The sequence below is a fragment of the Rickettsia sp. TH2014 genome (genome assembly GCF_019249195.1).
Taxonomy (GTDB): domain Bacteria; phylum Pseudomonadota; class Alphaproteobacteria; order Rickettsiales; family Rickettsiaceae; genus Rickettsia; species Rickettsia felis.
This window is the reverse complement of the sequence record NZ_MXAX01000094.1, coordinates 1-12,263: the sequence shown is the minus strand read 5'-3', so window position 1 is coordinate 12,263 and position 12,263 is coordinate 1. Positions and strand designations below refer to the sequence as shown.

The following is a 12,263-nucleotide window of genomic DNA, read 5'->3' as shown; positions in this document are numbered from 1 at the left end:
TTTTTTGATTTAGATTCATCTCTAATCCTCCATTNNNTATTATCTTAATTTTACTAAATGTAAGATTAAATCTCAACTATTACACGTTATTTACACTAGAGCCTGAATGGATATTGAATTTTAGAAGTGAAATATTAACTACTTGGTTTAAAATATTTCCTTTTTTTGCTAGTGATTATTTTTACCTTACAATTATTGCGATTGTTTACTGGTTAAATCCAAGAAATAGATTATTTTTGGATTTAGGCTGGCTTGTATCATTTGCAACATTATTGAATGTTATTATTAAAAAAGCTTTTTCTATTCCTCGTCCCCCTAGTACATTACATATGTTATCTATTAATGACGGATCATTTGGCTTCCCTAGTGGAGATGTACAGGTGGCTACTGTTTTCTTTATGATAATATTTTTATCATTTAATCCAAAAACGTTAAAAATAATATCTATCGCAATGATTATTAATATTATGCTTTCACGCCTATATCTTGGAGTACATAGTATATATGATGTTATAGGTGGTATGATTTTTGAAGTGTTAATTGTTTTATTTTATAGAAGTAATTTTATGCAGACACAAATAAGTAGATGGGAAAATAGTGCTAAATCTTATTATTGTATATTGGTTTTTGTGATAGGTATATGTTTCTTTTTATAGAAAGACAATCCTTTTCCCTTACTGCTTTTATTATCAATAGGAACTTTATTGGGTTATGGTATCGTATATATTTGCTTTAAGTATAATTCTGATTGGATCTTAAATAATGTTCAAAAAACTATAGGTATAATTATTAGTTTTGCTCTGTTATTCTTTTTTATAAAACTTTTCCTATAATAAAAAATTCAACAATATTATTTAATTTTACACTTTTGCTTAAATTTGCCTTATTGCCTGTTTTGATTTATATTTTACTTCCTATAATACAAAGAAAACTAAAAAATAGATCAAATTAAATTTCTTTCACAAAATCCGATATACAGATTTAAAAATATTCGCATGATAATCTAATATATCAAGTATTGACAAAGTACTTACATTATTTAAAATAAATTAAACATTAAAAATGGTTGTGTTATGGGTATCAAACTAGATCCTTACGAACAAGATATTGAAGATAATTTTGAAAAGCAGCAAAAAATTGATGATAAAGTGAAATAGCTTTGCTTCAAAAATTTGCAAAAGCACATCTTAATAAAAAGAGATCCGTTACTATCAGGATTGCAGAACATGACATAGAAGCAATAAAAATTAAAGCTTCTAAGCATGGTTTGCCTGATCAAACCTATCTTAATATGCTAATCCATTCAGATGCTACTAAACTCTAAATAATATGACCAAGTATAGATATAATCATGAAAAAAACGCTAAGTTATTGCATGAGCGTAATATAGGGTTTGAAGAGATAGTTCGGTCAATTGAAGACGGTAATTTATTAGATATTAAATTACATCATAATCAAGAGAAATATAAAGGTCAAAAAATTTTATATGTTAGAATGATTGAGTAAGTATATGCAGTACCTTATATAAAAGGTGATAAAGATGCTATTTTCCTTAACATTTTATTTCCTAGCAGAAAAGCAAAAAAGGAATTTTTAAAAAATAAGAAATAATATATGAGTTTTATAGAAGAATTTATAAATAAAGGATATCTCCATCAATGTACCGATTTGGATCGGTTAACTGCTATAACGAAAGAAACAAAAATAGCGGCTTATATAGGCTTTGACTGTACTGCTACCTCGCTACATATTGGTAGTTTAATGCAGATAATGATACTACGGTTACTTCAGCAACACGGGCATAAGCCTATTGTAATTATCGGCAGCGGTACGAGTAAAATCGGTGATCCTACTTGGAAAGACGAAGCTCGCAAAATCCTAAGTAAAGAAGATATAGCTAAAAATGCTGAAGGGATTAAAAAATCTTTATCGAAATTTATCAAATTCGGCGAAGGTGAAAGTGATGCTATAATGCTGGATAACGCAGAGTGGTTAGATTCGCTCAATTATCTAGAGTTCTTAAGAGATTTTGGGATTCATTTTTCAATCAACCGTATGCTTACTATGGATTCGGTAAAGCTAAGGCTTGAGCGTGAGCAGCATTTAAGCTTTTTAGAGTTTAACTATATGTTGTTGCAAGCATATGATTTTTACTATTTAAGCAAGCATTATAATTGCAGCCTGCAGCTTGGCGGTAGCGATCAGTGGGGCAATATCGTCATGGGAGCGGATTTAATCCGTAAAATAAGCGGCAAAGATGTGTTCGGTATGACGACGCCGCTACTTACGACTAGCTCGGGTGCTAAGATGGGCAAGACTGCTGCGGGAGCAGTATGGCTTAATGAAGATTTGTTAAGCCCGTATGATTATTACCAATATTGGCGTAACTGTGAAGATGCCGACATAGTTAGATTTGCCAAATTATATAGCGAGTTAACGGAGGAAGAGCTTAATAAGTTTGAAAGTTTAGCGGCTGAAGATATTAACTCTGCTAAAAAACAGCTTGCTTATGAGCTAACTAAGCTTTGTCATTCGGAGCAGACAGCAAAATCAGCTTTAGAAACTGCGGTAAAGATATTTGAAGAAGGGCAAATCGATGAGAATTCACCTACCGTTGTTTTAGGGCAGGAGGTATTACAAGCGGGTATTAGTGCGTATGAGTTATTTCATGAAGCAGGTCTTGCTAGCTCTAAGTCAGAAGCACGCAAACTTATAAGAGGGAAAGGTGCTAAAATAAATGATAGATTAATCGAAGATGAGAATATGATAATTAATACTACTTTCCTACTCGATAAAAATGTTATAAAGCTCTCTGCCGGTAAGAAAAGACATATATTGGTTAGGGTTTGAATATTTTTTTAGATTGCCATGCTCCATTCAGTTGCAACATTATTGTATGGCTCAAATACATTACGTTAGACAAATTGTATATTTTCTATCTAATGAACCCCTATAACATAAGTTAAATTCAAATTTAAAAAGTAATGACTAAAATAAGGCTTGATGAATATTTGCTGCACAAAGGTTTTGTAACAGATATTACTGTAGCACGAAGCTTGATTATCCAAGGTAAAGTACATAATAAGAATGAGCAGTTAATTAAGCCTGGGATGCAGGTTAATATAAATGATATCGACATTAAGGTAAAGCTTCCGCAGCATAATTATGTTTCAAGAGGTGCATTAAAGTTAATTACTGCTTTGGATTATTTTAAAATTGATCCTGAAAATTTAGTTTGTATTGATATCGGTAGTAGCACCGGCGGTTTTACCGAAGTATTACTTGAGCGTAAAGCAAAATTAATTTTTGCCGTAGATGTCGGTTATGGCGAACTTCATCCTAAATTACGTGACAGTCCACAAATTAAAGTGCTTGAGAAGACCAATGCACGATATTTAACCGATAAGCAAATAACAACGAAGCCTGATTTAATTGTTTGTGATGCCAGCTTTATTAGTTTAACTACTATATTACCGACTCCACTAAATTTAGCTAAAGAAGATTGCATGCTTATTGCTTTAATAAAACCGCAGTTTGAGGTCGAAAAGCATGAAGTAGAGCAGGGAGGAATTATTAAAAATCCTCTCTTACATCAAAAAGTATGCGATAAAATCAATGATTGGCTTGAGAAAGAGTATAACTTTAAAACATTTGGTATAATAGAAAGCCCAATACTTGGAGCTAAAGGGAATAAGGAGTTTTTAATAGCGGGACATTTTAGGCCTTGATAATTAGATAACTAATCACTGTTTGTCTAGAAAATAAATCCAACAAAAATTATGCAGCATTAAAAAGAGACTAAAATAACAAATAAGATAAAATGCCATAAAAAGTGCTTTCTTAAAAAGTTTATCTTTTATTACAAAATAAGTAGGGGCTACTAGAAATAAAAGCAAGATACCTAAATTAATAGCCGCTCGGTCAAACAGGAAAGTTTTTTTGATTTCGCCACAAAATATACTTATCATATAACCCTAATGATAATAATACGAGGCAAAAAATTCCTATGATAAATAAAATTATATTACAATAAGAAAAAGCTTCCTTAAATTTTAAAAACATATATCTTGTTATAGTTATAAGGAGTTCGCTATAAGTAATTTTTTTAAACTGTAAAGATAGAAGTACGTTTCCTTAAAATTTTTGAGATTAGTATATATTTAAAAATATAAAGTTAAATATTGCTTATATATTCTAATTAGTGTATTTTCGTTACGGATAAGCATTATAAAAGTTATAAAGAGGTGGGTTTGTCCCACCTTTTTTGTTATAAATATTAAATATGCAAACTATTGAACAACAAATAACAAACGTAATAGAAGAGTCTTTGACGGAGATGGGGTTTGAGTTAGTTCTTGTTAAGTTTAAAGGTGCTAACCCTAAAGTAGTCGAGATATTAATTGATAGTTTAAACGGTGAAAAAATATCTGTGGAAGATTGCACTAAAGCAAGTAGGACTATCTCCGCTATTCTAGATGTCGAGGATTTAATAGAAGAGGCGTACTCGTTAGAAGTAGCCTCAAGCGGTCTTGAGCGTCCGTTAGTAAATTTTGAAAATTATAGTAGATTTTTAGGAAGAGAAGCTAGAATTAAACTTAAAGAATTATTGAACGGCAAAACTCGTTATCAGGGTAAAATAATTAAAGCCGAAAATAATAAAATATATTTAAAATGTGAAGAACAAGAAGTACCAATTGATTATGATTTAATTAAAAATGCCAATCTAGTTTTAACTGAAGAAGTATTTAAAAAATTGCTAAAGCAATAAGAGATAATGTATGTCTAATATAGGTAATGTAGAAATTTTACAAATTATAGATTCTGTAGCCCGTGAGAAAGGAATATCAAAAGAAATTTTGATTTCAACGGTTGAACAAGCGGTACAAGTAGCAGGACGAAAAAAATACGGTAATGAATATAATATTAAAGCTCAGATAAATAGGAAAACCGGTGAGATAAATCTTTTAAGAATCTTAAAAATAGTAGAAGATGTAGAAGATTACTTAACACAAATCTCACTTGAAGAGGCTTTAATAAAGAATCCGGTAGCTAAAATTGGTGATGAGATATATGAATATTTACCACCGATTGATCATGCTAGAGTATCGGCTCAAGCTGCAAAACAAGTTATAACTCAACGTGTTATAGAAGCTGAACGTGAAAAGCAATATCATGACTTTAAAGATAGAAAAGGCGAAATTATAAACGGGATAGTTAAGAGAATAGAATACGGTGATATAATAGTTGACTTGAGCCGTGCTGAAGCAATAATAAAAAAAGATCAATTAATTAAGGGTGAGAATTTTAAACCTAATGATCGTATAAAAGTATATGTACAGGATGTAAGGCAAGAAACAAAAGGACCACAGATTTTCTTGTCTAGAGTAGATAACCAAATGCTGGTTAAGCTATTTAAGCTAGAAGTACCTGAAATTCTTGAAGATATTATTCAAATAAAATCAGTAGCACGTGATCCCGGTTCAAAAGCAAAAATAGCGGTATTTGCTTCGGATAGTAGTATAGATCCCGTAGGCTCATGCGTAGGTATTAGAGGTAATAGAGTAAAAGCCATAACAAATGAGTTAAACGGAGAGAAAATTGATATAGTATTATGGAGTAATGATCTTGCACAGTTTATAGTTAATGCTCTTGCACCGCTTGCACCCGGGGAAATTACAAAAATTTTGATTGATGAGGATAGGCATAAGGTAGAAGTAGTAGTTTCGCAAGAAAATCAAAGTATTGCAATAGGTAGAAGAGGGCAGAATGTTCGTTTAGCTTCTAAGCTTACAGGTTGGAATATCGATATAATGACCGAAGAGCAAGAATCAAAAAGAAGAAACGAAGAGTTCTTAACCTCTACGGAATTATTTATGGAAGCTTTAGATGTTGAAGAAGTTATAGGTCAGCTTTTATCGGTAACGGGATTTAATTCGGTAGAGCAAATTGCAGAAAGCGAGATTAGTACTTTAACAAGAATCGAAGGCTTTGAGGAAGAACTTGCCGTAGAGATCAAAAATCGAGCTATTAATTACATCGACCTTAAAAATGAAAAGATTATCAAAAAGCTAGAGGATCTGGGAGTTGAGCAAGAATTAATAGATATATTAGAATTACCGCTTGAATTAATATTAAAATTTGCCGAATATGGTATAAAGACTATAGAAGATTTAGGAGAGATGAGCGTAAATGAATTTAAAAATTTAGCTCCAAATTCTAATATAACGGATGAAAATATTAAATTACTGATTAAAACTGCTAGACAGCATGGTGAGTTGAAAGATAGTTAGTAAAGGGTGTATATATCATTCCTAGCTAAAAGCAGGAATCCAGTAAAACCGACAAAAAACTTGTTTTTAGGTTTATTTTATCAATATTAAGACTATTTTTTCTGGATTCCTGCTTTTAGCTAGGAATGATATAAAGAGCATTTACCAGTCTATGCAACAAAGCCTCCTCGCAATGACGGAAAATTGATCCACGCAGGCAAGGTCCTACGGGAATTACGTTGGTATACGGGATTATACAATTAGTTTTTCTTCGTAATAGACGAAAAATAGAAACACAAAGGTTTTAAATATGACGGATAACCAGGAAATCAGACCCAAAAAGTTGACACTTGGCAATTCAAAATTATCGCTTAATAAGTCTTTTGACTCTCTTACAGGAGCTCAAAGCTTTGTTAATGCTAAATCTAAAACGCTAGTAGAAGTTAGAAAAAGCTCTACCGGTAGTACTACTACCCTTTCATTAAATAAAGAAAGAAATAGCTTAGATCAAACTGCTATTGATGCTAATAAGGAAGAATTTAACAGACGTTTATCTATTCTTAAAAAAGCTGCTGAGCAATCTAAATTAAATGATCCTTCACAAATAAGCACTTTAAGTAAACTTGCAAGTATTAACCAGCCTGCTAACTCAAAAATAGAAACGCTAGAAACTGAAATTGAACAAAAACAGCAAAATACCGAAGAAAATAAAGTAGAAGTTAGTGCTAAAATCGTTCAAGATAATGAAGATATACCGTCACAAATATCTAAAAAGAAAGAAGAATCTTTTGTAAAGTACCCTTTAGTAGGAATGCGAACACGTTACGGGATAGAATCAGAGAAAGAATTAGATAAAACAGCAGATAATAAAGTAGTCGCACCAAAAATTAAGCTAGAAGAACCAAAAAAATTCAAAAAAGCTGATCTTTTCAATATGCTTAGTGACGACGAAAGCGGTAGCGGTAGAACTAGAAGTCTTGCTGCTATAAAAAGAGCTAGAGAAAAAGAAAAGCGTAAATTAGTATCACAAGCACCTGAGAAAGTATATAGAGAAGTGACGATACCGGAAGTTATCGGAGTCGGCGATCTTGCAAATGCTATGTCTGAAAGAGTAGCAGATGTAATTAAAGAATTAATGAAGCTCGGTATTCTTGCAAATGCCAGCCAAACAATAGATGCCGATACGGCGGAACTAGTTGCAACAAATTTAGGGCATACGGTAAAAAGAGTTCAAGAATCGGATGTTGAAAATGTTTTAATTAGTGATGATAAGGTTGAAGATTTGAGAACGCGTGCTCCGGTTGTTACAGTAATGGGGCATGTCGATCATGGTAAAACATCATTACTTGACGCTCTTAAATCTACGGATATTGCTGCAAGTGAAACTGGAGGAATTACCCAGCATATCGGGGCTTATAGAGTAACTCTTGCAGACGGTAGAGCGATTACTTTTATTGATACTCCGGGTCACGAGGCTTTCTCGGAAATGCGGTCAAGAGGCGCTAAAGTAACGGATATAGTTATTATAGTAGTCGCAGCAGATGATGGAATCAAAACGCAAACGGTTGAGGCAATTAATCATGCGAAAGCAGCGGGCGTTCCTATAATTGTAGCTATTAATAAGATTGATAAGCCTGATATTGATATTGAACGTGTAAAGAACGAATTATATGTACACGAAATTATAGGTGAAGAGGCAGGTGGTGACGTTATGGTCATTCCTATCTCGGCACTAAAGACAATTAACTTAGATAAACTTGAAGAAGCAATTTTGTTAATTGCAGAAATGCAGGATTTAAAAGCGAGTCCTTTCGGTTCGGCTGCCGGTGTTGTAATCGAGTCAAAAATCGAAAAAGGAAGAGGAACACTAACCACTATATTAGTTCAGCGAGGTACTTTAAGAAACGGTGATATTATAATAGCAGGTAGCTCTTACGGTAAAGTTAAAAAGATGACTAATGATAAGGGATTAGAAATAGTGGAAGCAACACCATCTGTTCCTGTAGAAATTCAAGGCTTAAACGTAGTACCTTTTGCCGGTGATAAATTTAACGTAGTACAAAACGAGAAACAAGCAAAAGATATAGCCGAATATAGAATGCGTCTTGCTAAAGAAAAGAAAATATCTATTGCACTGCGTTCAAGTTTAGAGGATTTGTTTTTAAAGGCTTCCGGTAATAGTAAAATTAAGGAATTACCTTTAATTATTAAAGGTGATGTCCAAGGGTCGGTTGAAGCTATTTCAGGTAGCTTATTAAAATTACCGAGTGATGAAATAAAGCTTCGTATACTTCATAGCGGCGTAGGTCCGATAACGGAATCCGATGTATCTCTTGCACATGCTTCTTCAGCTATTATTGTCGGCTTTAACGTTAGAGCAGGGACAAATGCTTTAACTGCAGCAGAAAAAGAAAAAGTCGATATTAGATATTATAGTATAATATATAATTTAATTGATGACGTAAAAGCCATTATGAGCGGTATGCTTGATCCGATCGTTAGAGAGCAATATATCGGAAGCGTAGAAATCAGACAAATATTCAATATTACCAAAGTCGGTAAAATAGCCGGTAGCTATGTAACTAAAGGGATTATTAAGAAAGGAGCGGGCGTACGCTTATTACGTGATAATGTAGTAATTCATGAAGGAAAACTCAAAACCTTAAAACGCTTTAAAGATGAAGTTAAAGAAGTTAGAGAAGGATATGAGTGTGGTATAGCATTTGAAAATTACGAAGATATTAGAGAAGGAGACACAGTTGAAGTTTTTGAGCTAGTTCAAGAACAGAGACAATTATAATATACTCTGCTGATTTCAAGAATTGCTTTTTCATTTTATCAAGGATTCGCATCCTCTCCTATTAAGTATAGGCTGCGGGTGCTCGCCTTTCAAAATAAAATTCAATTATTGAAATCATTTGAGTATATACGAAAATCAACTTCAAAAATTGGCTACGTCATCCTACAAGTACTGCGGTACTCACGTGGCATTGTTACGTGGATCAGTGTTAGCTCTGTCATCCCGTGGCTTGACCACGGGATCCAGTTAAAAGTACTAAAATTATTAGTATTTTTTATTGTTTTTATGGACCTAGTTAGCAAGCGAACTAGGTGCCACAGTGGGTTTTACTAGTCCACGCAATAAGATCTGCCCGCCTACGCAGGAATAACATTTAGTAGAATATCTCTCTTTGATAAATTAATCAATTTTAAGCAAAATATAATAAAAAAGTTAATAATTATTAGCCTTTATCTTGACCTCCTCATAATTTCTATTATTATGCAACGCTGATTATTATAATAAGAAATGAGAAAGAATTATGGCAATAACATCAATTTTTAATAAGTTACAAAATTTAATCCCACATAATACTTATCCAAAGCCAGCCTCTTATCTTGCTAACGATGAATTTAATTATCGTTCAAATGAAGAATTAAAAATTTGGGGGTATAAAGATACTCTAGACATCTCTCAAATCAAATATACTGATATTATGAATGAGCTTGATGGTAGCGAAAAAGTAACTAACACAGCTGAAAGTAAAGGCTTTTTCAGTACATTTAGTTCATCATTAAAAACAGTTTATGATTTTGGAGTAAAGAGTTTTAATATTATAAAAAATACATCTAGTATTCTTTCTTCTAAAGTTACTGAAACTTTTAATCTTGTGAGTAATAAAGTTTTTTCTTATTTAAATAATGAAGCTGAAGAAACATTTAATCTCTTAGATCAACTTGAAACTCCTTCTGATAATGAGTTAGTAGAAGAAATTTTAAACACGCCTGAAAATGAATTAGATGAAGTGTTTGAAAAGATGACATATGAAAAATTAGCAGAATTAATTAATAATATTTCCGATGAGCAAGCACAAAAATTAGTTAATTATATTTTGCCTTGGCATCTTGAAAAAGTAATAGATTTAATTACACAAGATAAGTTGGATAAATTATTTAATGAAAACCCTAATAATCTTTCTTTAGAAGAACTTACCGAGCAGGAACTAAAAAAATTATCAAATGAGGGTATTTCTGATGAATGGCTTGAAAATATAATTATTTTAGCAGGAGAAGAAAAATTTGCAGAAAAGCTTGATATTATTCCAAATGAAAATTTAGTAAGAATCATCAGTAATATTTCAAATGATAAGCTAGTAACAATAATTTCTCACGCCTCAGATGAAAGTATAGTAAGAATCATTAATATCAACTTACCAAAGATATTGCCTTTGCTTCCTTTTGAAAAAATTACACAAATACCAACTTTAATGGACAATGAAGAAATTGTAGAGCAGCTTGAAAAACAGAAATTATTAGAAGAAATTTTAAACATTTCTGAAAATGAACTGGATAAAATTAAGACCACAAAATTAGCAGAATTAATTCATAATACTTCAGATGAAAGTTTAGAAAGAATCGTTGATAGTATTCCAAACGATAAATTAGCAGTGATAATTAATACCGCCTTAGATGAAGATTTAGAAAGAATCGTCGATAGTATATCAGATCAAAACTTATCAAAAACATTGTCAGAGATATCATCTTTATTACCTGAAGAAAAATTTAAACAAATAATGATCTTAATTCATGGTGCAGAGGTTGTAGAGCAGCTTGAAAATCAACAATTATTAGAAGAAATTATAAATACGCCTGATAGTGAATTAGATAAAATTAAGATTACATATGAAAAATTGGCAAAATTAATTAATAATACTTCGGATGAGGATTTAGAAAGAATTGTTGATAGTCATAGTTTATCAGAATCGTTAGTTCAACAAATAATAACCCTTATATATAACAAGAAGTGTGCAAAGCAAGAATCAGATGGAGTATCTGATAGTGATTCCGGGTTCTCTGATTATGAAGATGAAATAGAAGTATCATGCAATCAAGTAGGATTTTCTAATAGTGATTTTACTACGAAGTTATCAGGTAATGATTTTGGATTCATTGATTATGAAAGTGATGATGTAGTATATTTATAATAAAGCTCTTATCTCAACCTATCTTATGGTAGACAAAAAATGGATTACTGTTTTTAGCAGCTTTGTTGCATGGATCAAAAAACCTACTGGGTGTCACACCGTGGCTTGTCCACGGTATCCAGTAAAATAACTAAAAATACTAATAATATTAGTATTTTTAACTGGATCCCGTGAATAAATCACGGGATGACAAAAAAACTGAGCCATGCAACAAGGTTGCTTTTAACTAGGAGTAGGAGCGACGTAATTTATTGCTATTTTAGCATCAGGCAGGCGTATATAAAGCGGTTCGATAGCGCTATTTAACTTCATACCGCTGGATAATCTACTAGCAATATATCTACAAATAACCCATGCTTTAACTCGTGCAAAACGTGGCAAGGTTATTATATTCGGTAAATGTATAATTTGAGGATATATAAATTCAAGCCCACTACCGCAGCAAACTATATTCCCTTTCTCATTTGCAAGCAGTTTTATAGCATACTCGAAATCTATCAATAACGGCTCTTCTATTTTTTCTGATTTATGAAAAACTTGCATATAAAGCTGTGAGCGATAAGCGTTTAAAAAGACATATATTTTATCATAATCTTTAACTTGAGTTATGGCTCTAAAGTAGGCATATTCAAAATTGCTAACCGCTACTGCTTTAGTATTTTCCTTGGCAAACAATATACCTTTAGCACTAGCAAGTCCTATCCTAATACCTGTAAAGCTACCAGGACCTAGAGTTACCGCTAAATAATCTAGATCATCATATGAACATTTAGCCGATTTCATCACGTCTTCTATCATCGGCATGAGATTCTCTGCTTGCATGGAAGGGCGTAATTCTTCTATATATGCCAGAATATTCTCATTTTCGGATATTGCTACCGATGCAGTATTATTGGCTGTGTCAAATGCCAGTATTTTCATAGGTTATTATTTGAATAAGTCGCTATAGGTGCCGAGTGTACCGGAAAATTTTTAAAAAATCTCTTATGTCATTCCTGCGAAAGCAGGAATC

The 12,263-nt window shown here is 32.3% G+C and carries 7 protein-coding genes and 3 pseudogenes; 9 read left to right on the top strand and 1 reads right to left on the bottom strand.

What is annotated here, in order from left to right:
- The first annotated feature begins 113 nt into the window (after window positions 1-113).
- The 9 genes and pseudogenes from KYQ89_RS07610 to KYQ89_RS01595 all read left to right on the top strand — a co-directional run.
- The gene (locus KYQ89_RS07610) at window positions 114-656 is read left to right on the top strand and encodes a phosphatase PAP2 family protein (protein WP_256621186.1); all 543 of its coding nucleotides are present in this window, start codon (window positions 114-116) and stop codon (window positions 654-656) included.
- Window positions 657-1,073: 417 nt separating this feature from the next.
- Window positions 1,074-1,324 (top strand): annotated as a pseudogene (locus KYQ89_RS01630) (hypothetical protein).
- A gap of 5 nt (window positions 1,325-1,329) precedes the next feature.
- Window positions 1,330-1,611, top strand: a pseudogene (locus tag KYQ89_RS01625) (hypothetical protein).
- A 3-nt stretch (window positions 1,612-1,614) separates the two neighbouring features.
- Window positions 1,615-2,850: a tyrosine--tRNA ligase gene (gene tyrS, locus KYQ89_RS01620; protein ID WP_218460118.1), complete on the top strand. Its 1,236-nt coding sequence runs from the start codon at window positions 1,615-1,617 to the stop codon at window positions 2,848-2,850.
- Between the two features lie 134 nt (window positions 2,851-2,984).
- Window positions 2,985-3,728, top strand: a complete 744-nt coding sequence (locus tag KYQ89_RS01615) for a TlyA family RNA methyltransferase (RefSeq protein ID WP_218460117.1) — start codon at window positions 2,985-2,987, stop codon at window positions 3,726-3,728.
- A 554-nt stretch (window positions 3,729-4,282) separates the two neighbouring features.
- Window positions 4,283-4,768, top strand: a complete 486-nt coding sequence (gene rimP, locus KYQ89_RS01610; RefSeq protein WP_218460116.1) for a ribosome maturation factor RimP — start codon at window positions 4,283-4,285, stop codon at window positions 4,766-4,768.
- Window positions 4,769-4,778: 10 nt separating this feature from the next.
- Window positions 4,779-6,290, top strand: coding sequence for a transcription termination factor NusA (nusA, locus tag KYQ89_RS01605; protein WP_218460114.1), 1,512 nt, complete (start codon window positions 4,779-4,781; stop codon window positions 6,288-6,290).
- 289 nt (window positions 6,291-6,579) lie between these two features.
- Window positions 6,580-9,069 carry a translation initiation factor IF-2 gene (gene infB, locus KYQ89_RS01600; RefSeq protein ID WP_218460112.1) on the top strand — a complete coding sequence of 830 codons (2,490 nt, stop codon included), beginning with the start codon at window positions 6,580-6,582 and terminating at the stop codon, window positions 9,067-9,069.
- Between the two features lie 520 nt (window positions 9,070-9,589).
- Window positions 9,590-10,474, top strand: a pseudogene (locus KYQ89_RS01595) (hypothetical protein); the annotation flags it as partial.
- A 999-nt stretch (window positions 10,475-11,473) separates the two neighbouring features.
- On the opposite strand, the gene tsaB reads toward KYQ89_RS01595, so the two are convergent.
- On the bottom strand, window positions 11,474-12,172 hold the full coding sequence (tsaB, locus tag KYQ89_RS01585) for a tRNA (adenosine(37)-N6)-threonylcarbamoyltransferase complex dimerization subunit type 1 TsaB (RefSeq protein WP_218460111.1): 699 nt from the start codon (window positions 12,170-12,172) through the stop codon (window positions 11,474-11,476).
- Window positions 12,173-12,263 lie beyond the last annotated feature (91 nt).